This is a genomic window from Mesocryomonas fontinalis (assembly GCF_055730125.2).
The window spans coordinates 529153-553270 of sequence record NZ_JBUZWG020000001.1 but is presented as its reverse complement, the minus strand read 5'-3'; the positions used below and the strand labels follow the sequence as shown (position 1 = coordinate 553270).

Here is a 24118-nt window from a genome sequence, read left to right as displayed (position 1 = left end):
GCACAAGTCGGTCATTCCCGCAGCCGCACTGCGCACAGCCGTGCATCTGGCATGCCGCGCTGCCCGGCGTTTCGTCCCGTGATCCTCGCCAGCTTGCTTTTCCAAGCCGCCCTTGAAAGCGCCCGCCCGAAACGGTATGTCTTGCACGTTGACGTAAACGTCAAAGTTTGCGCCTTGGAGGAGGACAAGCATGCCGGTCTACCAGGCTCCCGTCGCAGATACGCTCTTCGTGCTGAACGACGTTCTTGGCATCGATCGGCATTCGAACCTCCCGGGCTTTGCCGACGCTTCGCCCGATATCGTCGAGGCCATTCTTGGCGAGGCCGGGCGCGTCGCCTCCGAAGTCTTCCATCCGCTGAACCAGGTCGGCGACCGCGAGGGCTGCACCCGGCATGCCGACGGCTCGGTGACGACGCCTGCGGGCTTCAAGCAAGCGTACGCGACCTTCCGGGAAGGTGGCTGGGGCGGTCTGTCGGCTGAAGTTGAGTACGGCGGCCAAGGCCTGCCACACACGCTGTCGGCGGCCGTCAACGAGTTCATGTCCTCGGCCAACATGGCGTTTGCGATGTATCCCGGCCTCACCGCCGGCGCGATCGCGGCGATTACCATCCACGGCACGGACGAGCAGAAGCGCGCCTATCTACCCCACATGATCGACGGCATCTGGACCGGCACGATGAACCTGACGGAGCCGCATTGCGGCACCGATCTCGGTCTGCTCCGGACCAAGGCCGTTCCGAACGGCGACGGCAGCTATTCGATCTCCGGACAAAAGATCTTCATCTCGGCCGGCGAACATGACCTCTCGGAGAACATCGTCCACCTCGTCCTCGCCCGCATCGAGGGATCGCCGGAGGGCACCAAGGGCATCTCGCTGTTCATCGTCCCGAAGTTCGTGCTCGATGCCGAGGGCAAGTCCGGCGTGCGGAATGGTGTCTCCTGCGGCTCCATCGAGGAGAAGATGGGCATCCACGGCAACGCCACCTGCGTGATGAACTACGACGGCGCCACCGGCTTTCTCATCGGCGACGCCGACAAGGGCCTCCGGGCGATGTTCACGATGATGAACGAGGCGCGGCTCGGCGTCGGCATCCAGGGCCTCGCCATCTCCGAGATCGCCTACCAGAATGCCGTCGTCTACGCCCGGGACCGCATTCAGGGCCGCTCGCTCTCGGGCACCAAGGCGCCGGAGAAAAAGGCCGACCCGATCATCGTCCACCCCGACATCCGCCGCATCCTGATGACCATCCGCTCGGTCAACGAGGCCGGCCGGGCGCTGGTGCTGTGGACGGCGCTGAAGGGTGACCTCTCGCATCGCGCCGAGGACGAGAAGGAGCGCGAGGCCGCAGACGACTGGATGGGCCTGATGACCCCGGTGATCAAGGGCGTCCTGACCGACAAGGGTTTCGACAATGCCGTGATGGCACAGCAGGTCTATGGCGGGCACGGCTATATCCAGGAATGGGGTATGGAGCAGTTCGTGCGCGATGCCCGCATTGCCCAGATCTACGAGGGCGCCAACGGCATCCAGGCGCTCGACCTCGTCGGCCGGAAGCTCGCGCTGAACGGCGGCCGGGCGATCCAGGCGTTCTTCGCGGAGGTCGGCGCGTTCTGCGAGGAACACCGCTCGGACGAAAAGATGGCCCCGTTCACGAAGGGCATCCACAAGGGCTCGAAGGATTTGCAGCAGGCGACGATGTGGCTGATGCAGAACGCCATGATGAAGCCCGACAATGCCGGTGCCGCCTCGACCGACTACATGCACCTCTTCGGCCTCGTCGCACTCGGCTACATGTGGGGCCGCATGGCGAAGACGGCGCAGGACAAGCTTGCGGCCGGTGAAGGCGACGCGGCCTTCATGGAGAAGAAGCTCGTCACAGCCAGCTTCTTCATGGAGCGCCTGATGCCCGAGACCGCAGCGCATCTGGCCCGCATCCAGTCCGGTGCGGACACGATGATGGCGCTGGACGCGGAGGCGTTCTAGAGGGCGCCGCGCGGGAGCTCCGTGCGGTGAAGCGCGAGGCTTTCCTGCGGGAACTGCGAAAAGAAGCGCGACGACTGGGTCTGGATTTCCGGATCATTGAAGGAAGTGGCAAGGGTAGCCATTATCGGGTGCATCTCGGTGCGCGGTTTACGACGATCCAGAGCGGCGAACTGACCCCGACGATGGTGCGGACCCTCCGCAAGCAACTGGGACTGGAGGACGGCCATGCATGATTACCGCTACCTCGCCATTCTCACCGACGATCCGGACGGCGGCGTCAACGCCACCTTTCCCGACGTGCCGGAGGCGATAACGTTCGGGAGTGACCGAGCCGAAACACTGCGCGCTGCGGCCGAAGCCCTGGGACTGGCGTTGCGCGGTTATATGGCTTTCGGCCGTGAGTTGCCGACATGCGGCGCGAAGGGAGACATCATGGTGTCCCCGCACGCCGACGACCTTCTGAAGATCGCCTTCATCGAAGAATTTCGGCGCGCCGGTTTGTCAAAGGAAGCGTTTCAAAGTTTGTCCGGGCTGAAGTCCTGGCAGTTGGACGCGCTCCTTGATTCAGACCATCCCGATACCGTCGCCGATCTCGAAAATGCGCTTGCGGTGCTCGGCCGCAAGCTACGCCTCGTCGTCGAGGCGGCTTAGTCAGAAGCCGCGGGCAGGCCTGCGGCACAGCCCATCAGCCCGGGAGGCTCCAACATGGCCGAAGCTTACATCTACGATCACGTCCGCACCCCGCGCGGCCGCGGCAAGAAGGACGGCGCGCTGCACGAGGTGCCGGCGGTCCGGCTCGGCGCCAAGGTGCTGGAGGCGCTGCGCGACCGCAACGGCATGGACACGTCGAAGGTCGACGACATCATCTATGGCTGCGTCGATCCGGTCGGCGAGGCCGGCGCGGTGATCCCCCGCGCGTCCGCCTTCGAGGCCGGCTACGACGTCAAGGCGCCGGGCATGCAGATCTCGCGCTTCTGCGCGTCGGGGCTGGACGCGGTGAACATCGCCGCCGGTGGTATCGTCCAAGGCGCGCACGACCTCGTCATCGCCGGCGGCGTCGAGTCCATGTCGCGCATCGGCATGGGCATGGCCGGCGGCGCCTGGTTCATGGACCCTTCGGTCGGCATCCCCTCCTACTTCATGCCACAGGGGGTCTCGGCCGACCTCATCGCCACCAAATACGGCTTCAGCCGCGACGACGTCGACGCCTATGCCGTCGAGAGCCAGAAGCGGGCGGCGACCGCCTGGTCGGAAGGCCGCTTCGACAGGTCCGTCGTGCCGGTCAAGGACCAGAACGGCCTCGTCATCCTCGCCCGGGACGAGCACATGCGCCCCGCGACCGACATGCAGTCGCTGGGCGCGCTCAACCCATCGTTCGCCATGCCCGGCGAGATGGGCGGCTATGACGCCGTCGGTATCCAGGCGCATCCCGAGATCGAGGCGATCAACCATGTCCACCATGCCGGCAACTCCTCCGGCATCGTCGACGGCGCCGCCGGTGTTCTCCTCGGCTCCAAGGAGGGCGGCGAGATCCTTGGCGCCCGCCCCCGCGCGCGCATCCATTCCTTCGCCAATATCGGCTCCGACCCGGCGCTGATGCTGACCGGCCCGGTCGACGTCACGCAGAAGCTGCTGGCCCGCACCGGCATGACGCTCGCCGACATTGACCTGTTCGAGCTGAACGAGGCCTTTGCCGCCGTGGTGCTGCGCTACATGCAGGCCTTCGACATCGACCACGCGAAGATGAACGTCAACGGCGGCGCGATCGCCATGGGCCATCCGCTGGGTGCGACCGGCGCCATCATCCTCGGCACGGTGCTCGACGAACTGGAGCGCACCAACAAGACCACGGCGCTGGTCACGCTCTGCATCGGCGCCGGCATGGGCACCGCGACGATCATCGAGCGCGTCTAGGTTTTCCCAGCGGGATAGCGGGACGGCACGGGCTTCTAGCGAACAGCGGGCGTGGCAACACGCAGGGAGAGACACATGACGAACTTCACCACCGAGACCGATAGCGACGGCATCGCCCTCGTCACCTGGGACATGCCGGACCACTCGATGAACGTTTTCACCGAGGAGGTGATGGGCGAGCTCGACGCGTTGATCGACCGCTTTGCTGGCGATGCCACGGTCAAGGGCGTGGTGATCACGTCGGGCAAGGAGGGCAGCTTCACCGGCGGCGCGGACCTCAAGATGCTGCGCGGCATGTTCGAGCAGTTCGAGGCGAAGAAGGCGGCTGATCCCGAGGGGGCGATCGCCGAGCTGTTCGAGCGCGCGGGCCGCATGTCGTTGATCTACCGCAAGCTCGAGACCGCGGGAAAGCCGTGGGTCGCGGCGATCAACGGCACCTGCATGGGCGGCGGCTTCGAGCTGGCGCTGGCCTGCCATGGGCGGGTCGCCGCCACTACGGCGAAGATGGGCTTGCCGGAGGTGAAGGTCGGCCTCTTCCCCGGCGCCGGCGGCACCCAGCGCGTGCCGCGGATGACCGACACCCAGTCGGCGCTGCAGATGCTCTTGAAGGGCGAGACGCTCTCGGCTTCGAAGGCGAAGGCGATGAAGCTGATCGACGAGGTCGTGCCGCAGGCGGATCTCGTCGCCAAGGCCAAGGAGATGCTGAAGGCCGGCCTCTCGCCGGTGAAAGCCTGGGACCAGAAAGGCTTCAAGCTGCCGAACGGCCCGGTCTACTCGGCGCAAGGCGCGCAGCTCTGGCCGGCCGTTTCCTCGCTCTACCGCAAGGAGACCTCGGACAACTATCCCGGTGCCCGTGCCATCGTGAAATGCGTCTACGAGGGGCTGCTGCTGCCGATCGACCAGGCGCTGAAGGTCGAGCAGCGCTGGTTCACCAACGTGCTGCAGACGACGGAAGCAGCGATGATGATCCGCTCGCTCTTCGTTTCGCTGCAGGAGCTGAACAAGGGCGCCCGCCGTCCGAAGTCGGTTGCCCCGCAGACCCTGAAGACAATCGGCGTCGTCGGGGCCGGCTTCATGGGTGCCAGCATCGCCTATGTCACCGCCAAGGCGGGTTTGAAGGTCATCCTCGTCGACCGCGACCAGGAAGCCGCCGACAAGGGCAAGGCGCACAGCCAGGGCCTGATCGAGAAGCTGGTCGGCCAGGGTCGCGCCACCAAGGACGAGGCGGCAACGCTGCTCGGCCTGATCACGCCGACGCCGGACTATGCGGCACTCGCCGAGGCCGACCTCGTGGTCGAGGCGGTGTTCGAGGACCGCGAGGTCAAGGCAGAGGTCACCCGTAAGATCGCCGCCGTGCTGAAGCCGGGCGCGATCTTCGCGTCCAACACCTCGACGATCCCGATCACCTCGCTCGCCGAGGCCTTCCCGGACCAGACGCGCTTCATCGGCATCCACTTCTTCTCGCCGGTCGACAAGATGATGCTGACCGAGGTAATCATGGGCGAAAAGACCGGCGAGACGGCACTGGCCGCAGCGCTCGACTATGTCCGGGTGATCAAGAAGACCCCGATCGTCGTCAACGATACCCGCGGCTTCTTCGTCAACCGCTGCTTCCTGCGCTACATCTCGGAAGCCTACGACATGCTGATCGAGGGCGTCCCCGCGACGATGATCGAGAACGCGGCGAAGTTCGCCGGCATGCCCGTCGGCCCGCTCGCCCTGAACGACGAGACGGCTGTCGACCTCGCGCAGAAGATCATGAAGGCGACGATCCGCGACGAGGGCGAAGCCGCGGTCAACCCGGCGCACTTCGCGCTGATCAACAGGATGGTCGACGACGAGGGCCGGCTCGGCCGCAAGAACGGCAAGGGCTTCTACGACTATCCCGCCAAGCCGGCCAAGAAGAGCCTGTGGCCAGGCCTGAAGGCGCTCTACCCGCAGAAGAAGGTGGAAGACGTCGACTTCCCCGAGCTGAAGCAGCGGTTCCTCGTCACCATGGCGCTGGAGGCCGCACGGACCATGGAGGAAGGCGTCGTGACCGATCCACGCGAGGCCGACGTCGGCTCGATCCTCGGCCTCGGCTTCGCGCCCTATACCGGCGGGATGATCTCCTACATCGACGGCATGGGTGCAAAGACTTTCGTGGCCCTTTGCGAACGGCTGGCGGCGAAGTACGGCACGCATTTTGCCCCGACGCCGCTGCTCCGCGACATGGTCGCCAAGGGCGACAGCTTCTACGGCCGCTTTGCGCCGGTCCAGGAAACCCAGGCGGCGTAGGCGCCGGATTGCCGGTGGGATGCCTTCTGTTCAATGCACCCCGCCGCAGCGATCTTGATCACCCCCTCGGAAAGGAATAACCCGTCCTTACGAATAAGGGGCCGATCCTCTGGCAGAACTCGTTTTATGGCAGCGGCTTGAGGGCGCATTGATTTTTGCGGCTGGCATAGCGTTGTGCTGGCATTTCGCCGACGGGATATCCTGGTGGGCGGCGGTCTTGTGGTTCTTCGTACCGGACCTCAGCTTTGCCTCATACCTGTTCGGGCCGAGGATGGGGGCGTTTGGCTACAACCTGACGCACATCTACGGATGGGGGGCGGCTCTGCTCGCTTTCGGGTTGATGACGGCGAGCCCGGCTATCACCGTCGTAGGCGCCCTCTGGCTTGCCCATTCCGGTTTCGACCGCATGCTTGGATACGGGCTGAAATCGTCAGAGGGGTTTTCGCACACGCATCTCGGCCGTATCGGAAACCAAGGCTGATTAGCAGTGCGTACGAAAAGACGCACAGAGGTGCTCTCGCGGTCCGCATTGCATTCTGTGCCTGAACGCGACGGCTCCCACCCGTAGACTGGATCAGAAGCTCAGACGCTCTGCGTCTTGCGGACCCGGCGGAAGAGCCCGCGTTTCTCGCTGGTCGCCGGCTTTCCCCGAGAGGCGCTCTTGCCGATGGTATCGGCCACCCGCGCCCCGCGCTCGCCCAGCGGCTTTGCCGGCAGGTCCGTCGTGTCGAGCGCGGTCTGGTGCTCGAGTTCGGCGTTGATCTCGGCGCCGATAATGAAGATCGTCGAGGACACCCAGACCCACATCATGAAGCCGATGACGGCGCCGAGCGAGCCGTAGGTCGCGCCGTAGTTGGCGAAGTTCTGGAGATACCAGGAGAAGGCGATCGAGGCGGCCAGCCAGACCACGGCCGTCAGCAGCGCCCCGAGAAAGACCCAGCTCCAGCGGGCACGGTTCCGGCTGGGGCCGTAGCGGTAAATCATGGCGATGGAGCCGACGATCAGCGCGAACACCACGGGCCAGCGCAGCGAGGCGATCAGCACGTCGCTGAAGCTCGACAGGCCGAAGATCTTCATGATCACTGGGACGACGCCGACGGTGACGATCAGCATGATACCGATGACCACGGCGCCGAGGGTGAAGCAGAAGGCGACGAGGTTGAGCTTGATGAAACCACGCTGCTCCTGCTCGCCGTAGGCGACATTCATCGCCTCGAAGAGCGTCTTGATGCCGTTGTTCGCGCTCCACAGCGCGACCGCGAGACCGATGATGAAGCCCCGCGACAGCGAGGCCGGGTCCTGGCTGACCAGCGTCTCCAACTGGTTCTGCAGGAGTTCGGTGCCCGCCTGCGGCAGGAACTGCCCGATGAAGGCGATGTGCTCGGAAATGGTCGAGGGATCGGCGACAAAGCCGTAAGCGGAGACGAACACGGCGAAGGCGGGGAACAGCGCGAGCAGCAGATAGAAGGTGGCGCCCGCCGCGATTAGCAGCACGCGATCCTCGAAGAACGAGACGTAGAGCCGGACGAGGACGTCCTTCCAGCCCTTCCACGGAATTGCCGTCGGATGGGCGGCATCCCGCCCCCGGCCGGGCTCGCTCGCCCGCCGGCGCATTTCCTCGCTGGTGCTGGTGGCGAAACGAAGGCTCATGATCTGTTACTGTCCTGTTTCGGTGCGTCTCTCGCACGAGCGCCAGCAGCGCATTGCCCACAGAGCACACCGCGGAACGCTCCACAACAATGCCATAATTCCGCCGAGGTTCCTGGAGGAAACGCTTGCTGTCACGGCCCTCGGAGGGATAAGGCGAGCAGATTGACCGGCAACGAGGAGCGACCGATGACGATCGATTATTATTACAGCTCCTCCTCTCCCTACGCCTATCTCGGGCACGAGGAAATTCGCTCCGTCGCCGGCCGGCACAATGCCAAGCTCAATCTCATCCCGGTCGATCTCGCGGCCGTCTGGGCGGTATCGGGCCAGGTCCCGATCGCCAAGCGGCCGAAGATCCGCCAGGACTACCGGCGGATCGACCTGCAGCGGGTGGCGCAGCGCCGCGAGCTGCCCTTCAATGTCGAGCCCCGGTTCTTCCCGGTCGATGCCTCCTTCGCCGACCTCTGCGCGGTCGCGCTGATCGCGCTGGGCGAGAACCCGATCGATTTCGTCGAGAAGGTGTTCACCGGTGTCTGGGTCCGCGACGAGGACATCGCCGACCGCGTGCAGATCGAGGCCTATCTGAAAAAGCTCGGCTTCGACGCCGCGACGGTCATGGCGAAGGCCCAGGCACCGGAATCCGCCGCCATCCGCAAGGCCAATGCCGATGCTGCGGTCGCGGCCGGCATTCCGGGCGTTCCCGGCTATGTCCTCTCCGGCGAGCCGTTCTTCGGCCAGGACCGCATCGATGATCTGGAGCATGCGTTGGACAGCGGACGCCGGCCGCTGCGGATCGGCGAGTAGCGCCAGCGCCGAAACGTGGTTGGCAACGAATCCCGCCACTGGACAAGCTGAGTGGCGGCCACTACACAAGGGGCCTCGGAGGTATATATTCCTCCATTCTTGGAACGACGGACGGTCACGATGTTATCGCATGAGCGCATCTGGGCAGCGATAGATACCCTTGCCAAGCGGCACCGGCTGTCGCCGTCCGGCCTGGCCAAGAAGGCCGGCCTCGACCCAACGACATTCAACAAGTCGAAGCGGAACAGCGTCGATGGGCGGCCGCGCTGGCCCTCGACCGAGTCGATCTCCAAGATCATGGCCGCCACCAGTTCGACGATCGAGGAATTCCTGACCGCCATGCCGGGTCCCGGCGCCGGCGCGAGCGGGTTGCGCGCGCCCTCCTCGGTGCCGTTGCTGGGCTTCGCCCAGGCTGGCGGCGGCGGTTTTTTCGACGATAGCGGGTTTCCCGTCGGCCAGGGCTGGGACGAGATCGTGCTCCCGCAGGCAGGCGGGACGGAGCCGGTCTATGCCCTCGAGGTCGCGGGCCAGTCGATGACGCCGCTGTACCGCGAGGGCGACATCGTCATCGTTTCGCCCGGCACGTCCGTGCGCCGGGGCGACCGGGTGGTGGTGCGCACCAAGTCCGGTGAGGTGATGGCGAAGATCCTGCAGCGCCAGACCGCACGAACGATCGAACTCGCCTCGGTCAACCCTGACTTCCCGGACCTGCAGTTCGGGGTCGACGAGATCGAATGGGTCGCCCGCATCGTCTGGGCCAGCCAGTGATCGCTGACGGTTTTCTCCCCGCCTGCCGGCGGCCGCAAGCGGACCCCAAGGCCTGATGTCTCTGGATGCCGGCAGCGCCTCGCCGCGCGCGGACGTCGAGCGAGGCTTGAAGATCGCACTGGCGCTGGCCGTGCTCGTGGTTCTCGTGTTTTCGCTGGTTGGACCTGAGGGACGGCGCGCGCAGGCCAGGGCGGAGGCACAGGCAGCGGCAGCGAGCCGGCCCCTGGACACCGGTACCCGCCGGCCACCCGTATCGGCAGCCCCAAAGCCAGGATCGGCACCGCCGGCCTCGCTGGCGGAAGCCCCCGCCGGGCGCGTCCTGCCGCCGCCCCCCGTCGCAACGCTGGCGCCCTCCTCCAACCGCCTTGGCGGCCCGCGTCCGACCAGCGTCACCGCGCAGGTCGAAATGATGGGACCACCGGCACCGCGACTTCGGCTCCTGCCGCGACCGATCGCCGTCGACAGCGCGACCTTTCAGGTCGGCAGCGGCAGGCTCCGCCTGGTCGGCATCGAACCGCTGGCGACGTCGGCAGTCTGTGGCGAGGGCGGCAGTGCCTGGCCGTGCGGCATGCAGGCCCGCACCGCCTTGCGCGGATGGCTGCGCTCGCGATCCATCCTCTGCAGCGTGCCGGACGGTTTCGGCAGGCGCGACGAGACCATTGCCGCCCGCTGTCAGCTCGGCGACGCGGACATCGCGGAGTGGCTGGTCGAGAACGGCTGGGCCCGTGCGCGGGATACCAGCCGCTATACGATCGTCGAGGACAAATCGCGCGAGGCCGGCCGCGGCATGTGGCGGACGGGAGGCTCCGCCGCACCTTGATTGGAAAGCGGCCTCAGCCGGCGGCGAGCTTGCCGTCGAGCGCGTCCCGGATCAACCGGCGGGTTTCCGGAATGCCGTAGAGCGAGACGAAGGAGCCGAAGCGCGGACCTCGCTCCTGGCCGATCAGCGTCTGATAGAGCGCCTGGAACCAGATGCCGGAGACGCCCGGGCCGCCATTCGGGCCGGTCTTCTTCAGGTCCTGGTAGCGCTCGATCGGGCGGGCGACATCGAGGATCGCATCCTGGATCGTGTCGCTGTCGACCGTCCCGCCGCCGGCCTCTTCCTGCAGGACGCCAAGCTTCCCATCGAGAGTCTCCAGCGCAGCGCGCTCGACCTCGTCGGGGGCGCGAAAGACCTTGGACGGCGCGACGAAGTCGGTGAAGTAGCGCAAGGCATAGCCGACCATGCGGTCGAGTTCCGGCGCCGTTTCGGCCGTGACGCCGGGGGCATAGCGGGTGATGTAGCCCCAGAGGGTGCCGCTGTCGCCGGCATTCGATGCCGAGACGAGGTTCAGGAGCATGGCGAAGGGTACAGCGATGCCCTCGGTCGGCGGCACGCCGTTGTGGATGTGCCAGACCGGGTTCTGCAGCTGCTGCTGGAGTGTCTGCCGGCCGAAGGCGTCGAGGAAGGAATAGTACTCGTCGACTGCTTTCGGGATCACGTCGAAATGCAGGCGCTTGGCGGCGCGCGGCTTGCCGAACATGTAGAATGACAGGCTCTCCGGCGAGGCATAGGCGAGCCAGTCCTCGATCGTCAGGCCATTGCCCTTCGACTTCGAGATCTTCTGCCCCTTCTCGTCGAGGAAAAGCTCGTAGTTGAACCCTTCCGGCGGCAGGCCGCCCAAGGCCCGGCAGATCTTCGAGGACAGCGTGACCGAGTCGATGAGGTCCTTGCCGGCCATCTCGTAGTCGACGCCGAGTGCGGTCCAGCGCAGCGCCCAGTCGGCCTTCCACTGGCACTTCACGGCGCCGCCGGTGACGCTGGTCTCGATCCGCTCGCCGGTGTCGGGATCGGCATAGGTGATGGTGCCGCGTTCGGCGTCGCGGTCGATCATCGGCACCTGCAGCACGATGCCGGTGCGCGGATGGATCGGCAGGAACGGTGAATAGGTGGCGCGGCGCTCTGCCCCCAGCGAGGGAAGGATGACCTCCATCACCTCGTCATAGCAGCGCAGCATGGTCAGCAACGTCTCGTCGAAGCGGCCGGCGGCGTAGTAGTCGGTGGCCGAGGCGAACTCGTAGTCGAAACCAAAACGGTCTAGAAAGGCGCGCAGCCGGGCGTTGTTCGCCGCCCCGAAAGACGGGTATTCGTTGGAGAACGGGTCCGGAATGCGGCTGAGCGGCTTGCCGAGATGCGTCAGCATCATCTCGCGGTTCGGCACGTTCTCCGGCACCTTGCGCAGGCCGTCCATGTCGTCGGAGAAGCACAGCAGCCGCGTCGGCACCTTGTCCGCCGTCAGCGCGCGGAAGGCAGTGCGGACCATCGAGGTGCGCGCCACCTCGCCGAAGGTGCCGATATGCGGCAGGCCCGAGGGACCATAACCCGTCTCGAACAGCACGGGACCCGTCTTGCCGGTTCTCTCGCGTCGCTCAACCAGCTTGCGGGCCTCCTCGAACGGCCAGGCGTTCGAGGTCTGAGCCTGCGTGACCAGCTCGTCGGTGACAGTCAGAAATTCGTGCCGGGCAGCGGCCATGAGATCCTCGGTCTTGTCGGTCGGTGAACGGCGCCGATGCGAACCCCGACGGGGCCGCAGCGCTCCCGCCGCTGGGATCGTCTATGGCGGGGCGGGCGCGCCGTCAACAAATCCGGAGATCGATCGCCGTCAGAACGCGCTGAGCGGGAAATAGCGGAGCATCAGCTCCGAGAACCGGCGCTTGGCGACGACCTGGCCGATGGCATAATCGAGCGCCTTGGCGAGGTCGGCGTTCTTCTTGTCGACGGCAATCGCCAGACCCTCGCCGAGAAATCGCTCGGAAAAATACGGCCCGCCGGAAAAGCTGCAGCAGTTCTCGGCCGCATCGCTCTCCAGCCAGAACGCGAAGCCAACGCCGTCACCGAAGACTGCATCGACCGTCCCGCCGCGCAGGGCAGCGAAGGCCAGATCGCGGCTGTCGAACGGCACCGGTACCGCCACCGGGAAATACGCCTTCAGCATGGCCTCGTGGGCGCTGCCGGCAACGACGCCGATGCGCTTCTCCGCGAGCGTCGTCGCGAATGGTGCGGCCAGCGGCCGGTCGTTTCGGGTGACGAAGCGCGCGGCGAAACGGAAATAGCTCTCGGTGAAGGCGAGTGCGCCCCGGTTTTCCGGCGTGACCGCGACGCCGGCGATCACCGCCTCGGCCTCTCCCCGCTGCAGCGCCGGCAAAAGGTCTGCGAACGGCCGCGCCTCGATCTGGCACCGATCGATCAGGCCCAGCTCTTCGCAGGCAGCGCGGACAAGATCGACGTTGAAGCCGCCAAGCCTGCCGCGGGCATCGAGAAAGTTGAACGGTGGATAGTCCACGCTGGTCAGGAACCGCACCCGCTCCAGCGCCGGCAGAGCCGGTTTGGCAAGACGCTGCCGCTGATCCCAGAAGTTCGGCGTGGCGGCTTCCTGTGCGCCGGCAACAACCGCCGTTAGCAAAAGCATACCCGAACAAGCAACCTTGAAGAGAAGTCGAGACACCAATCATTCCCTCAGCGGTTTGTTCACGCCATCCGCGCTTCAGTGGAGGATCACCGCCATAGGTTGCGTCAACAAGCGGTGGCACACCATGCCGTCTCCAGCAGGATACGCTGATATGCGTGACGAGGGGACCCTCGCAAGGACTTCCTTGCGATCTCTCGACGATCCATCCCCTGCTAGATCCGAAACGCTGGCCGCGGGAGAGGCGCCCGACCGGCCGGACGGCAGATCAGGCCTTCCCGCCGCCCGACTGCCGACCCTTCTCGGACAGCTCGGCATCACTCCCGCAGATCTTGCCACCGCGCGCCTTGCCGCCCGGCTGAACGGCTCGGACGTCGGGCTGGAGTTGATCTGCGCCGGCAAGGTCAGCGAGGAAGACCTGGCCGAGGTCATCGCCAAGGCGCTGGCTATACCGGTGGCGTCGATCCCACCGGGCGACGGCATCGTCGGCAAGCCGAGATGGCCCTCCCCCGCGGTTACCGCCTGTCCGAGATCGCTGCGGACCTGTGACGAGGAGCTCAGCGGGAAACTCTTCGTCGCGCCGCGCCTCGAGGACATCGGCACCTTGCGCGACATTCTCCGCCGCCATCCCGCCCGCCGGTCCTTGGTGCGCGTGACGACGCCGACGGCAATCGCCCGCCGTTTCGCGGAGGCCTCGTCGACGGCCCGCAGCGACGCGGCCCGCCTCAGCCTTTCCGCCTGGTCACCTGCGCTGTCCGCGCGCGAGGTGCTGACCGGGCCACAGGGGCTGGCCTGCGCGGGCGCATTGGCGCTTCTCGTCGCTGCCTTGTGGTTCGCCGCCGGTGCGGTGATCCTTGCCGTTCACCTGTTGATCCTGCCGCTGTTCCTCGTCGGGAGCCTCTGGCGGGTCAGGGCAGCCCTCGACATTTCTCGCGGTCACCCGATCGCTCACCGAAACGACCACTGCCCGCCCCAGCGGCATCCCGTCTATTCCGTCCTCGTCGCCCTTCACCGGGAGTCGGAGATGGTCCCGCGGCTGGTCGCCGGGCTAGCGGCGCTGCGCTGGCCGCGCTCCCGTCTCGAGGTATTGCTGGTGTGCGAGGCCGACGACCCGGCGACCATCGCGGCCGTGGAGGAAGCCATTCTCGGCGAGCCCGGTTTTCAGATCGTCCTGGTGCCGCCGTCGCTGCCCCGCACCAAGCCGAAGGCATTGAACGTCGCCCTGCCGCTCGCCACCGGCGAATTCCTGGTTCTCTACGACGCCGAGGACCGGCCGGACCCCGAACAGCTCCGCGCCGCCTGGCAGGCGTTCCAACGGGGCGGAACGCGTCTTGCCTGCGTGCAGGCGCCGCTGGTCATCGGCAACGGCACCTGCAGCTGGCTGTCGGGGCATTTCGCGATGGAATATGCCGCACTCTTCCGGGGCTTCCTCCCCTGGCTTGCCCGCGAGGGCCTTCCGCTGCCGCTCGGCGGCACCTCCAACCATTTCCGGCGCGAGGCGCTCGTTGCGGTCGGCGCGTGGGACAGCCACAACGTCACCGAGGATGCCGACCTTGGCATCCGTCTCGCCCGCCGCGGGCTGACCGTCGGAACGATCGACGTGCCGACCGGTGAGGATGCGCCGGAGCGCTGGAGCATCTGGCTGCGGCAGCGGACGCGGTGGATGAAGGGCTGGATGCAGACCTGGCTGGTCCACATGCGCCACCCCATCCGGCTATGGCGCGAACTCGGCCCTCGCGGCTTCCTCGCCTTTCAGGTCCTGTTCTTCGGGATGGTGGGGTCCGGCCTTGCCCACCCGCTTTCCCTGGTGTTCATCCTCTACTCCTTGAGCACGGCCCATGGTTCTACCCCGCTGTTCAAGGCGCTGGTCGTGGCGGATACCGTTATCCTGGTTCTTGGGTATCTCGCCTACGGCGTGCTGCTCCTGAAGTCGCTCGCCCCTGAGGAAAGAACCCTGTTCCGGCCGCTTTTCGTGTCGGTCTATTTCTACTGGATGCTGATCAGCCTTGCCGTGCTGCGGGCGATGATTCAGTTGGTGTCCGCACCGCATCATTGGGAGAAAACCCCGCACGGCATGGCCGCCAAGGCGAAGGCCGGGCTCCCGCCATCTCGAAGGTTGGCCGTTCCCGCAGCAGAATGACACGGCGCAGGCCGCCATCGCCGATTTCGCTCCGGCGCAACGCTCAGCGCGCCCGCCGTGCCGACATCGGAAACGCCGGAAAAGTGCCCCTAGAGACAGGCGCTCGTCCTTAATGGGGTGAGGCCAAGCGATCTTCCGATGCCCGGGATGGGAAGAAGGAAAGATTTCTGAGACCGGCGCCCGCAGGCATCTGCGGTAGTGGCGGGCGCGTGTTATCGTCTCGCCGTCGCCGGAGCCCTTACGCAAGCGCCGATCCTTCAGCGATACAGGGCTCGCCGTCCGTCTGCCGTCGCAACGGCCTTCGCCAACGACCGGGCAAACTGCAATTTCCGCGAGCTGTCGGGAACAGGATGCATCCGGCAGCGAGAATAACCGTACCTGATTATTCGGCAACGAGAATGATCGACATGATGCCTCGGCTCAACCCTCTCCAAATCCTCCACCTGATCGCGCGGCTGCGAAAGTCCGCCGAGGACGGTCAGCAACGCGTTGGCGACTACGATGACGACGGCCTTCAGCTATGCCTTGCATCCGGGCTGATGGTCGATGCCGCCGATACGCTGGAGGCTCTGATGGCCGAGTGGCCCGCCAACGACGACCGTCCGGAGAGGAAGCTGGACGATCGTCAGCAATAGGTCGGGCGACCGTTCAGCGGCGAGTTTCGACGTAACGACAAAGCTTAATGGCATCTGAGACATCAGCTTTTCGTTGGCTCGTGTGCCAACGGCGGCTTTCTCGCGTTAAGACGGCCAGCTTTGTGGCACGAAGTCATTCGACCGCTGACCTGGATTATCCCTGGTGCCACATGGGCTCGTTCAACCGCGCTGAGATCCACTCCTGCGCGTGATCGATGTCGTCGAAGACTTGGTCCGGCGGATACGGCAAGGTCCCGAAGGTCGCCTCGAGGTTCCATTTGCCCGCGTACCGAACGCCATGGACGTGCTCTTCCAGACGCACGATCACGGCGACGAGGTGTTCGCCCTCGTAGACCAGAAGGCCGTTCTCGTCCGTGCTGGTCGTCGCGACCTTTACCGGCTGCAAGCGCAAGGCCTTTCCTCCCGTCATGAAGTGACCGACTGACGTCCGAACCCGGAAACGTCTGCCTGTCCTCACCAGGACTACGGATGATCGGCGGCATCGGATGCGCTGTCACGCGAACGTGTTGCAGGACTATCGATGACGGAGTCCTTCAGCAGCGGACCGACCTCCCGGCATGAACGGATGCGGGGCTGAAGCACGTACGGTGGAATTTGCGCTGGAGCGCGGTGAGTTTACCCAATCACCGGATGTTCGCGGACAAGGCAGACATGAAAACGGGGGCCTCAGCCCCCGAATTCCGTCGTCTGGAGATTCAGATCAGGAAGAAACTTCCTCGTCTTCCGTCTCTTCGCTCTTGGAAGCCTCGACCTTGGCGGCCTTTTCAGCAGCGACCGCATCGCGCTCGACCTCGCGCGCAGACGACTGATCCGCCATCAGGAGCCAGGCGGCTTCCGCACGCTTGCTACGATCCCGGACATTCTCGAGCTTTGTCTCGGACGCTTCACGCGCACACTCGGCCGCGCGTGCCAGATAGAATTCGCTAGCCAAAGCCACCGCATGCTCCTTGATCGACGAACCCAACACAACCTGGAAACCCGCCGATCAGGGGTTCGAGGCGACCGCAGCTCTAGGCGCGGTCCACGCACCGAGATCCCATAGGTGCAGATCTCGTGTGTTCAAGTGTAAGAGATGGGGCAATTGTCAGAAAATACAAGCACGACGACCGATTGACTGTCCCGGCTCTGCCTCAATCGCGGGATGACAGCCCGATGCGTCGCTTTTTCGCGGCGTCGGTCTGGATGGCGACGGCAGCGCCAGCGTGCGCGGGAACGCCCGGACAAGGCAGACAAGCAGGCGCGGCCCGTTCGCGACGGGGCGAAGCCGGCACCCCACCTCGGCGGCAAGCCGCCGAGGTGGGGTAGAGCCTCAGGCCGCGCCGTAGCCGACGACGCCCTTGATCTCCAGAAATTCGTCGAGGCCGAAATCGGCATATTCCCGGCCGTTGCCGGATTGCTTGTAGCCGCCGAACGGGGCGCCCGCGTCCCAGGCGGGGTAGTTGATGTAGACGTTGCCGGCGCGCATCTTGGCCGCCACACGGCGTCCGCGGGCAAGGTCCGCCGTCTGCACATAGGCGGCGAGGCCATAGACGGTGTCGTTGGCGAGCTCGACCACTTCGTCCTCGCTGTCATAGGCCAGGATCGACAGGACGGGCCCGAAGATCTCCTCTCGGGCAATGGTCATGTCCGGCGTGACGCCCGAAAACACCGTCGGCTTGACGAAATATCCGCGGTTCAGGCCGTCGGGACGGCCAAGACCGCCGGCGACAAGGTTGGCGCCTTCGGAAATGCCGCTCTGGATCAGCTTCTGGATCTTGTCGTACTGCACCTGGCTGACGACAGGGCCGAGCGTCGAACTGTCGGCGTCGGCTGGCCCAACCTTGAAGCCTGCCGCGGCCTTCGCCGCGATCGCCGCCGCCTCGTCGGCGCGTCCCGCCGGGACGAACATGCGCGTCGGCGCATTGCAGGACTGACCGGAATTGCCGAAACAGCCGGCGACCCCCTTGCTCACCGCCACATCGAGATCGACGTCGTCGAGGAGGATGTTGGCCGACTTGCCGCCGAGCTCCTGGTGAACGCGCTTGATCGTGTCGGCGGCGGACTTGGCGATCAGGATGCCGGCCCGCGTCGAGCCGGTGAAGGAGACCATGTCGATGCCGGGGTGCTTCGAGATCGCCTCGCCGACGCCCGGGCCATCGCCGTTGACGAGGTTGAAGACGCCCTTCGGCACGCCGGCCTCGTGCATCATCTCGGCAAACAGGAGCCCGCTCATCGGTGCGATCTCGCTCGGCTTCAGCACCATGGTGCAGCCGGCCGCGAGCGCCGGCGCGACCTTGCACATGATCTGGTTCATCGGCCAGTTCCACGGCGTGATCATGCCGACGACACCGATCGGTTCCTTGGCGATCAGCGTGGTGCCGCGCACCTCCTCGAACGAGTAGGTCTCGAGCGTCTCGATCATCTTCTCGAGGTGCAGCGAGCCCATGGCCGCCTGGGAAGAATTGGCCATCGCCAGCGGTGCGCCCATCTCCTGGCTGATCGCCGACGCCATCTCGCCGTAGCGGGCCTTGTAGACCGCCAGCAGCCGGCGCATCAGCGCCAGGCGCTCCTCACGGCTGGTCAGCGAAAACGTCGCAAAGGCGCGGCGGGCGGCCGCGACCGCCTTGTCGAGGTCCGCGGCGGTGCCGATGGAGATCTCGGCAAAGGCCTCCTCGCTTGATGGATCGATCACGGCAAGCGTTGCCGGGACGATCGGGTCGACCCATTCTCCGTCGATATAGAACTTCAGCGCGTTGGCCATGGCTGTTCCCTTCCGGTGGCGATCTAACCCCTATGGCGTAGCGCGCGCCCGGCTCGGGGGTCAACGCATCGCCGCAGCCGCCTGCGTGCCGGTGCCGAGATAAGGCGATGCACGTCCGTACCAGATCGGATTTGTCGATGGCCGGCTGCATCCCCCTGCCGGCGGATCCCGTAGCTGCCCCCATGACGGAGAAGAGCAGCATGATGGCGGCAAACGAGGACAGGATTTCGCAACGGGCGGCGGCGGCCCTCGCGGGAGGGGTTTCGCCGACACGGGTGTTTCGGATGGAGGCCGAAATGGCGCTTGCGCGGCTTGCGGCGCGCGCCAACCTGCCGATCGACCGGCTGGAGCGCATCGAAAGCGGATATCCACCGCGTCTCGACGAGCTCCTGGCATTGGCGAAAGTTCTTTCGGTCCCGGCCGAACGCCTGTTCAGCGAGAAGAGCGAGGACGGGCCGGCCTAGGCATCGCCTCTCCGACCCGCGGCCCGCAACCGGCTCTGCCAATAACTCCCTAGGACCGATGCCGGCGATCCCGCCGACCCGTCGAAAGCCTTGCGCCGGAACGCCCGACCCTTTAAGAAAGTCGCGAGCGCGGGCGTAGTTCAGTGGTAGAACGCCAGCTTCCCAAGCTGGATGTCGTGGGTTCGATCCCCATCGCCCGCTCCAACCTTTCCAGGGTTTTAAAAAAAGCCGCAACCTGCCCTACCTCGATTGGACGGGTATTGGACGGGTCGAGGGAAAACACGGGGCTCGCCCATTGGTCTTCGGCGAAATGCAAGAGCCATGGGAAAGAACAACCATTTCGGCTGGATCGTCGGCCCTACCACCGGAGGCGTATCAGACCGCTACGAAGGCGAAGTCAGCATATACTTTGGGCGACCCGTTGGGTCCGGATCAGTGCGGCCTGTCCTATTAGCGATGGCGATGTCACCAGTGGGCGAATTCGCTCAGCGGCCGCCTTCACCGGAATGAGCTGTTGCGGGTAGCAGTAGTGCTTCGGTACCCGAGACCTCTAAATAGGGTAGCCGGTCCGGGTTGGCTTGTTGAGATGCGAGAGCCCCCTCAGCCGAGCCGCTTGCATCCGATTTCTCTGCCGAACCGCGGGCCGCCGCCGGTCGTCATTCGTCTACGTCCGACAGAAGCCCCCAAGGTTTCGCGCTACGGCCAATGCCCCGCACTTGATAACTTTTGCGATGGAACTGCGCGAGAACCGTCATTAGCGCATTCTGGAGGCATCTCTTAGCGTCGGCCAGTCTTATAGCACTCCTTCGCAGATCGGCTCCAATGGGCCTGTTCAATCCCCACCAAGCTCTCCGCCTCCAGGTAATGAGGGCATGCACACTGGCTTACCATCCTACGCTCGGGCCATCACGTCGTTGAGGCCGACAATGGATTGGCCAACAGCACGACAGGTCGTCGATGCCGCACTGGCAAGGATCGACGCGGCAAATGGCAAGATCAACGCATTGATCCTCGTCGATGCGTCCAGCGCACGCGAGCACGCGGACGCCCTTGATCGAACGCCGATGCACCAGGGCCCGCTCGCGGGCACGACCTTCGTCGTAAAAGACCTCATCGACGTCGCTTCGCAGGCAACCCGCGGCGGCTCCAGATTACTTTGTGACCTCCCCGTCACCCACGATGCTGCCTGCGTGTCCCGGCTGAAGTCTGCCGGGGCAATCATGCTCGGCAAGGCCAACATGCACGAGCTGGCGGTCGGCGGGGCTGTGAAGCCGTGGTTCGGACAGGTGCTCAATCCGCTTTCGACCGAGCACGGGACTGGTGGCACAAGCAGCGGCTCGGCAGGCGCGGTGGCGGCCGGCTTTTGCAGCTTCTCGCTCGGCACGGACTCCGGTGGTTCCAACCGCTCCGTCGCGGCCGCCTGCGGCCTCTACGGATACAAGCCGACCAACGGCCTGATCGCATCGGAGGGCGTCCTGCCGACGGCGCCGAGCATGGATACGGTAGGCTTGATCGCGCCGTCGGCGGAACTGATGTCGACATGCCTCGGTGTCCTCACTGCCGACGCCGCCCCGATGCAGGCCGCGTCCCTGAAGGGACGTACCTTCGGACGGCTGATCAACCTTCTGGCCAGTCGGATGGACGGCGTCGTCTCGGAGGCGTGGGAGCATGCCTATGTTTCCGTCGCCGAGGCAGGTGGCCGGGTTGTCGAACTCGAAGTGGAAGCCCCCGGGGCTCTCGCGAAAGCCGGCGTCGCGATCCTTCGCCGCGAGTTCGTCGAAACCTATGGCGAGAGGATCGACCGCTCGCGCGACAGCGTCGGCCCGGCAGTCCACGCCTTCCTTCGAGCCAGCCGCGAGGTTTCACGGGCCGAGTACGAGGAGGCGACCGCGTTGCGGACCGAGCACCGCAGGCAATGGGCGCGGATGCTTTCGGATATCGACGGGTTCCTCTCGCCAACGGCACCCGGCCTTGCGCCGGACCTCGGAGCCGAGATGACCGCCGTCGGTGAGACACGGGTCCCTTATGGCGCCGCGGGCGCCGAGTTCCGGATGTGGGCCAACACCATCGGGATCCCGGCGATCGCGATTCCCGTACGGCGCAATGAGGGCCTGCCGGCCTCCGTCCAGCTCGCGGGCGGCGCGAACTCCGACCGGCTTCTCATGGGCTTCGCCGCAGCACTGGGCCACGCCATGACCAAGAAAACTGCTGTCCCATCCAACTCGACCCACGGAGAGAAGCCATGAAGAGAATTGCCCGCACCGCCCTCGCCCTTCTCGGCATGGTCGCCGCGTCCACGTCAGCCGTCAGAGCCGAGGACGTCATCCGTTTCGGCCTGGCCGCCGAACCCTACGCGCCATTCTCCGTGAAGGATGCGGCCGGCAACTGGTCCGGATGGGAGGTCGACTTGCGCGACGCCGTTTGCGCCGAGCTGAAGGCGAAGTGCACGTGGGTCGAGGTCGCCTGGGACGGCATTATCCCTGCCCTCCAGGAGAAGAAGTTCGACGTGATCTGGTCGTCGATGTCGATCACCGACGAGCGCAAGAAGGTCATCGCCTTCACCGACAAGTACTACTATTCCCCCGCGGTCTGGGTTGGCGCGAAGTCCGACACGAAGAAGTACGATCCCGCCGATCCGGCCTCGATGGAGGGAGTGATCGTCGCGGCACAGAGCGCGACGACGCATGCCTCGTTCATGGACAAGCATTTCAAGGACCACGCGGAGCTCAAGCTCTACGACACCCTCGACAACGAGACCGCCGACCTCAAGGCCGGCCGTGTGGATCTCGTGATGGCGGGCGGCATCCAGATCGCCGACTGGCTGAAGTCGACCGACGGGGCCGGTTACGAGATCAAGGTCAAGCTGCCGAACGACCCGCTTTTCGGCGACGGCGACGGCGCGGGTCTTCGCAAGGAGGACAACGCGCTGCGGGAGAAGCTGAACGGCGCCATCACCGCAGTCCGTGCCAGCGGCGAATACAAGAAGATCACCGCCAAATACTTCGACTTCGACATCTACGAATAGCCGGGCGCTGACATCCCGACCCGGGGCATGCAGGCCTGCCAGCATGCCCCTTCCATGCGTCCTTCCAGCAAGGCAGCGTCCCATGCCCGATCTGACGCCTTGGCTGGCGCCCCTCGCCTACGGCCCGACTGGCTGGGGAGACGAGCTCCTCTACGGGGCGTGGCTGACAGTGGCGATCTCGCTCTGTAGCTACGTCTTCGGCTTGGTGCTGGGCCTTCTCGGAGCGATGGCCAGACTGTCGACGAACGACGTCATGCAGTCCATCGCGTGGTTTTATACGACCGTCGTCCGCGCGGTACCGGAACTGCTGCTCATCCTGCTGATCTACTACACGAGCACGTCCGCCATCCGCTCGCTCGTCGTCGGGCTCGGCATCGCCCGGGACTTCGAGGTCAACAGCTTCCTCGCGGCCTGCCTTGCGTTGGGCATCGTCCAGGGCGCCTACAGCACCGAAGTCTTCCGGGGGGCGATCGTATCGATCGGGGCGGGACAGCCCGAAGCCGCGAGGTCCCTGGGCCTGTCGAACTGGCTGACCTTCCGGCTGGTGGTCTTCCCTCAGATGCTCCGCGCGGCACTTCCTGCCCTCGGCAACCTCTGGCTCGTCGTGCTGAAGGAAAGCTCGCTGATCTCCGTCGTCGGCTACAGCGAAGTCCTGTTCACCGCGAAGACGGCTGCGGGGGCGACCCGCCAGTATCTCTATTTCTTCACCGTGGCGGCGCTGGTGTTCCTCGTCATGTCGATCGTCTCCACCAGCCTCTTCCAGTTCCTGGAAAACCGGGCCGGCAAGCATCTGCGGAGGACCTGATGGACGCTGAGTTCGCCGCGCTGCTGGCAGGCAAGCTGCTTGAAGGCCTGAAGATGACCCTCCTCCTGCTGCTGGTCTGCGGCGTAGCGGGAAACCTCCTCGCAGTCCCCGTCGCGCTGGCCCGCATCTCGGGCACAAGGTTCCTCAGGGCTCCCGCCTACTGCTTCATCCTGGTGATGCGCGGCACTCCGGTGCTGGTGCAGCTCTACCTGATCTATTTCGGTCTCGGCGAGGTCCTCAGCCAGATGCCCGCCGTCCGACACAGCATCCTGTGGCCCTATCTGCGCTCGGGCTTCTGGTACGCGGCACTGGCACTGACGCTCAACACAGCCGCCTACTGCGGCGAGATATTGCGCGGAGCGCTCGGCAACGTCGCGAAGGGTCAGGTGGAGGCAGCCAGGTCGCTCGGCATGCGCGGTTTTCCGATCATGATCAAGATCGTCGTGCCCCAAGCGATCCGCGCCGCTCTTCCATCGCTCGCCGGGCAGAACATCCTGCTGCTCAAGGCGACGTCCCTGGCGTCGACCATCACGATCTTCGAGGTCATGGCCGCCGCCAACCAGGTGAGGTCCGATACCTTCCGGGTCTACGAGAGCCTGTTTGGCGCCGCGATCGTCTATGTCGTGCTGACCTATCTGCTGACCGCGGCTTTCTCGGCAATCGAGACACGGTTGGGTCGCCCCTATCGCCGGTGAGGCGCGCGTTTCGGCCCCAAGCTTGGCGTTGGTCGAGATCGCCGTGATCGTTAAGCTCTAGTAGACAGTCGGGGCCGGGCACCGCTGGACCCAAATTGGGTCGACACCAGTGAGAGGTGTTGAAGCGGATAAGCCACCCGATTCCCGCCGCGAACTTTGGGACCCGCCCGTTACGATCAATCCGGCAATCGGAAGCGAATATCAGTCGAGCTCGACGTCTGGAGCGAAGCGGAAGTGGATGGCTGGCGCGGGTGGAAAGCTGCCTGTCCGCTTGGAGGCAGAGATTGGCAAAAACTGACATTCCGGCAGGAGTTTGGGCCGATAATGGACCTTCAGGCGTCAAATTTGCGAATTTTAGTCTGGTCTTGCATTGGGAGCCTTGCAGCTTTCGGTGGTCTCACTCCGCTTCTTACCCATGCGATGAACACGGCACCGACAAGAATTGTGGCGAGGAAGAAGGCATTCATACCAACCGCGAACCAAAACGTTTCGGGGTCTGTGTCGATCGATACGATCCCGTGCCGACGTGCTCGAATGGTCCCATAACTCCAAGCTCCGCAGAGTTCGGAAACAACGAAGATCGTGCAGCCTCCTACGACGATAGCTGCGATCGTATGCTTAGCACGTTCGAGCAGGCGGTCGCGATCGAAACGATCCAAGTTGAAGCCCTCTCCTACAGCGCTGATGCATACTATCGGACCAATGTTTCAGGGGACGCTCATGACTGGAAAGTTTTGATCCTTGAACGAC

General features: G+C 65.2%; 23 protein-coding genes and 1 tRNA gene. 17 read left to right on the top strand and 7 right to left on the bottom strand.

Annotated features, from left to right (window positions below; genetic code table 11):
• Nucleotides 1-190 precede the first annotated feature (190 nt).
• From ACZL02_RS02540 to ACZL02_RS02515, 6 genes are all read left to right on the top strand, one after another.
• Entirely contained in the window at nucleotides 191-1984 is a 1794-nt protein-coding gene (locus tag ACZL02_RS02540) for an acyl-CoA dehydrogenase C-terminal domain-containing protein (protein WP_472938617.1), read from the top strand.
• A gap of 26 nt (nucleotides 1985-2010) precedes the next feature.
• Nucleotides 2011-2217, top strand: coding sequence for a hypothetical protein (locus tag ACZL02_RS02535; RefSeq protein WP_472938616.1), 207 nt, complete (start codon nucleotides 2011-2013; stop codon nucleotides 2215-2217).
• Entirely contained in the window at nucleotides 2210-2635 is a 426-nt protein-coding gene (locus ACZL02_RS02530; protein WP_472938615.1) for a type II toxin-antitoxin system HicB family antitoxin, read from the top strand. Before ACZL02_RS02535 ends, ACZL02_RS02530 begins: the two co-directional genes overlap by 8 nt.
• Nucleotides 2636-2689: 54 nt before the next feature.
• Nucleotides 2690-3898 carry an acetyl-CoA C-acetyltransferase gene (locus tag ACZL02_RS02525; protein ID WP_472938614.1) on the top strand — a complete coding sequence of 403 codons (1209 nt, stop codon included), beginning with the start codon at nucleotides 2690-2692 and terminating at the stop codon, nucleotides 3896-3898.
• Between the two features lie 75 nt (nucleotides 3899-3973).
• A complete protein-coding gene (locus ACZL02_RS02520; protein ID WP_472938613.1) occupies nucleotides 3974-6175 on the top strand; it encodes an FAD-dependent oxidoreductase in 2202 nt (733 codons plus the stop codon).
• A gap of 109 nt (nucleotides 6176-6284) precedes the next feature.
• Nucleotides 6285-6656 (top strand): DUF4260 domain-containing protein, encoded by a 372-nt coding sequence (locus ACZL02_RS02515; protein WP_472939092.1) that lies wholly within the window; start codon nucleotides 6285-6287, stop codon nucleotides 6654-6656.
• A gap of 101 nt (nucleotides 6657-6757) precedes the next feature.
• Here the strand turns inward: ACZL02_RS02515 and ACZL02_RS02510 are convergent, their stop codons facing one another.
• The gene (locus tag ACZL02_RS02510) at nucleotides 6758-7825 is read right to left on the bottom strand and encodes a YihY/virulence factor BrkB family protein (protein ID WP_472938612.1); all 1068 of its coding nucleotides are present in this window, start codon (nucleotides 7823-7825) and stop codon (nucleotides 6758-6760) included.
• A gap of 186 nt (nucleotides 7826-8011) precedes the next feature.
• On the opposite strand from ACZL02_RS02510, the gene ACZL02_RS02505 reads away from it, so the two are divergent.
• The 3 genes from ACZL02_RS02505 to ACZL02_RS02495 all read left to right on the top strand — a co-directional run bounded on the left by ACZL02_RS02505 (nucleotide 8012) and on the right by ACZL02_RS02495 (nucleotide 10217).
• Nucleotides 8012-8629, top strand: coding sequence for a 2-hydroxychromene-2-carboxylate isomerase (locus ACZL02_RS02505; protein WP_472938611.1), 618 nt, complete (start codon nucleotides 8012-8014; stop codon nucleotides 8627-8629).
• A 120-nt stretch (nucleotides 8630-8749) separates the two neighbouring features.
• The gene (locus ACZL02_RS02500) at nucleotides 8750-9397 is read left to right on the top strand and encodes a S24 family peptidase (RefSeq protein WP_472938610.1); all 648 of its coding nucleotides are present in this window, start codon (nucleotides 8750-8752) and stop codon (nucleotides 9395-9397) included.
• 55 nt (nucleotides 9398-9452) lie between these two features.
• Nucleotides 9453-10217, top strand: a complete 765-nt coding sequence (locus tag ACZL02_RS02495) for a thermonuclease family protein (protein ID WP_472938609.1) — start codon at nucleotides 9453-9455, stop codon at nucleotides 10215-10217.
• A gap of 13 nt (nucleotides 10218-10230) precedes the next feature.
• On the opposite strand, the gene ACZL02_RS02490 is transcribed toward ACZL02_RS02495, so the two are convergent.
• Nucleotides 10231-11910 carry a lysine--tRNA ligase gene (locus tag ACZL02_RS02490; protein ID WP_472938608.1) on the bottom strand — a complete coding sequence of 560 codons (1680 nt, stop codon included), beginning with the start codon at nucleotides 11908-11910 and terminating at the stop codon, nucleotides 10231-10233.
• A gap of 129 nt (nucleotides 11911-12039) precedes the next feature.
• Entirely contained in the window at nucleotides 12040-12846 is an 807-nt protein-coding gene (locus tag ACZL02_RS02485) for a transporter substrate-binding domain-containing protein (protein WP_472938607.1), read from the bottom strand.
• 151 nt (nucleotides 12847-12997) lie between these two features.
• On the opposite strand from ACZL02_RS02485, the gene ACZL02_RS02480 reads away from it, so the two are divergent.
• Together ACZL02_RS02480 and ACZL02_RS02475 are read left to right on the top strand one after the other, a co-directional pair.
• Complete coding sequence (locus ACZL02_RS02480) at nucleotides 12998-14983, top strand: glycosyltransferase family 2 protein (protein WP_472938606.1); 1986 nt, start codon at nucleotides 12998-13000, stop codon at nucleotides 14981-14983.
• 398 nt (nucleotides 14984-15381) lie between these two features.
• Nucleotides 15382-15618, top strand: coding sequence for a hypothetical protein (locus ACZL02_RS02475; RefSeq protein ID WP_472938605.1), 237 nt, complete (start codon nucleotides 15382-15384; stop codon nucleotides 15616-15618).
• Nucleotides 15619-15772: 154 nt separating this feature from the next.
• On the opposite strand, the gene ACZL02_RS02470 is transcribed toward ACZL02_RS02475, so the two are convergent.
• The 3 genes from ACZL02_RS02470 to ACZL02_RS02460 all read right to left on the bottom strand — a co-directional run bounded on the left by ACZL02_RS02470 (nucleotide 15773) and on the right by ACZL02_RS02460 (nucleotide 18379).
• A complete protein-coding gene (locus ACZL02_RS02470) occupies nucleotides 15773-16030 on the bottom strand; it encodes a hypothetical protein (RefSeq protein WP_472938604.1) in 258 nt (85 codons plus the stop codon).
• Between the two features lie 309 nt (nucleotides 16031-16339).
• Nucleotides 16340-16603, bottom strand: a complete 264-nt coding sequence (locus ACZL02_RS02465; RefSeq protein WP_472938603.1) for a hypothetical protein — start codon at nucleotides 16601-16603, stop codon at nucleotides 16340-16342.
• Nucleotides 16604-16948: 345 nt separating this feature from the next.
• Nucleotides 16949-18379, bottom strand: coding sequence for an aldehyde dehydrogenase family protein (locus ACZL02_RS02460; RefSeq protein ID WP_472938602.1), 1431 nt, complete (start codon nucleotides 18377-18379; stop codon nucleotides 16949-16951).
• Nucleotides 18380-18579: 200 nt separating this feature from the next.
• Between ACZL02_RS02460 and ACZL02_RS02455 the strand changes: the two genes are divergently transcribed.
• The 6 genes from ACZL02_RS02455 (at nucleotide 18580) to ACZL02_RS02430 (ending at nucleotide 23368) form a co-directional block, all read left to right on the top strand.
• Entirely contained in the window at nucleotides 18580-18843 is a 264-nt protein-coding gene (locus ACZL02_RS02455; RefSeq protein WP_472938601.1) for a helix-turn-helix domain-containing protein, read from the top strand.
• Between the two features lie 129 nt (nucleotides 18844-18972).
• A tRNA-Gly gene (locus ACZL02_RS02450) sits at nucleotides 18973-19047 on the top strand.
• A 722-nt stretch (nucleotides 19048-19769) separates the two neighbouring features.
• Nucleotides 19770-21089: an amidase gene (locus ACZL02_RS02445; RefSeq protein ID WP_472938600.1), complete on the top strand. Its 1320-nt coding sequence runs from the start codon at nucleotides 19770-19772 to the stop codon at nucleotides 21087-21089.
• Entirely contained in the window at nucleotides 21086-21868 is a 783-nt protein-coding gene (locus tag ACZL02_RS02440) for a transporter substrate-binding domain-containing protein (RefSeq protein ID WP_472938599.1), read from the top strand. Before ACZL02_RS02445 ends, ACZL02_RS02440 begins: the two co-directional genes overlap by 4 nt.
• Before the next feature lie 82 nt (nucleotides 21869-21950).
• On the top strand, nucleotides 21951-22673 hold the full coding sequence (locus ACZL02_RS02435) for an ABC transporter permease (RefSeq protein ID WP_472938598.1): 723 nt from the start codon (nucleotides 21951-21953) through the stop codon (nucleotides 22671-22673).
• Nucleotides 22673-23368: an ABC transporter permease gene (locus ACZL02_RS02430; RefSeq protein WP_472938597.1), complete on the top strand. Its 696-nt coding sequence runs from the start codon at nucleotides 22673-22675 to the stop codon at nucleotides 23366-23368. Before ACZL02_RS02435 ends, ACZL02_RS02430 begins: the two co-directional genes overlap by 1 nt.
• A 332-nt stretch (nucleotides 23369-23700) precedes the next feature.
• Here ACZL02_RS02430 and ACZL02_RS02425 read toward each other — a convergent pair whose 3' ends face one another.
• Nucleotides 23701-24027, bottom strand: a complete 327-nt coding sequence (locus ACZL02_RS02425) for a hypothetical protein (protein ID WP_472938596.1) — start codon at nucleotides 24025-24027, stop codon at nucleotides 23701-23703.
• Nucleotides 24028-24118 lie beyond the last annotated feature (91 nt).

What these genes read in the sequence shown, in the direction of transcription:
- ACZL02_RS02505 (WP_472938611.1), top strand. Translation starts at nt 8,012, where the DNA reads ATGACGATCGATTATTATTACAGCTCCTCCTCTCCCTACGCCTATCTC.
- ACZL02_RS02435 (WP_472938598.1), top strand. Translation starts at nt 21,951, where the DNA reads ATGCCCGATCTGACGCCTTGGCTGGCGCCCCTCGCCTACGGCCCGACT.
- ACZL02_RS02530 (WP_472938615.1), top strand. Translation starts at nt 2,210, where the DNA reads ATGCATGATTACCGCTACCTCGCCATTCTCACCGACGATCCGGACGGC.
- ACZL02_RS02445 (WP_472938600.1), top strand. Translation starts at nt 19,770, where the DNA reads ATGGATTGGCCAACAGCACGACAGGTCGTCGATGCCGCACTGGCAAGG.
- ACZL02_RS02460 (WP_472938602.1), bottom strand. Translation starts at nt 18,379, where the DNA reads ATGGCCAACGCGCTGAAGTTCTATATCGACGGAGAATGGGTCGACCCG.
- ACZL02_RS02485 (WP_472938607.1), bottom strand. Translation starts at nt 12,846, where the DNA reads ATGCTTTTGCTAACGGCGGTTGTTGCCGGCGCACAGGAAGCCGCCACG.
- ACZL02_RS02495 (WP_472938609.1), top strand. Translation starts at nt 9,453, where the DNA reads ATGTCTCTGGATGCCGGCAGCGCCTCGCCGCGCGCGGACGTCGAGCGA.
- ACZL02_RS02500 (WP_472938610.1), top strand. Translation starts at nt 8,750, where the DNA reads ATGTTATCGCATGAGCGCATCTGGGCAGCGATAGATACCCTTGCCAAG.
- ACZL02_RS02455 (WP_472938601.1), top strand. Translation starts at nt 18,580, where the DNA reads ATGATGGCGGCAAACGAGGACAGGATTTCGCAACGGGCGGCGGCGGCC.
- ACZL02_RS02490 (WP_472938608.1), bottom strand. Translation starts at nt 11,910, where the DNA reads ATGGCCGCTGCCCGGCACGAATTTCTGACTGTCACCGACGAGCTGGTC.
- ACZL02_RS02440 (WP_472938599.1), top strand. Translation starts at nt 21,086, where the DNA reads ATGAAGAGAATTGCCCGCACCGCCCTCGCCCTTCTCGGCATGGTCGCC.
- ACZL02_RS02480 (WP_472938606.1), top strand. Translation starts at nt 12,998, where the DNA reads ATGCGTGACGAGGGGACCCTCGCAAGGACTTCCTTGCGATCTCTCGAC.
- ACZL02_RS02510 (WP_472938612.1), bottom strand. Translation starts at nt 7,825, where the DNA reads ATGAGCCTTCGTTTCGCCACCAGCACCAGCGAGGAAATGCGCCGGCGG.
- ACZL02_RS02520 (WP_472938613.1), top strand. Translation starts at nt 3,974, where the DNA reads ATGACGAACTTCACCACCGAGACCGATAGCGACGGCATCGCCCTCGTC.
- ACZL02_RS02525 (WP_472938614.1), top strand. Translation starts at nt 2,690, where the DNA reads ATGGCCGAAGCTTACATCTACGATCACGTCCGCACCCCGCGCGGCCGC.
- ACZL02_RS02430 (WP_472938597.1), top strand. Translation starts at nt 22,673, where the DNA reads ATGGACGCTGAGTTCGCCGCGCTGCTGGCAGGCAAGCTGCTTGAAGGC.
- ACZL02_RS02475 (WP_472938605.1), top strand. Translation starts at nt 15,382, where the DNA reads ATGATCGACATGATGCCTCGGCTCAACCCTCTCCAAATCCTCCACCTG.
- ACZL02_RS02540 (WP_472938617.1), top strand. Translation starts at nt 191, where the DNA reads ATGCCGGTCTACCAGGCTCCCGTCGCAGATACGCTCTTCGTGCTGAAC.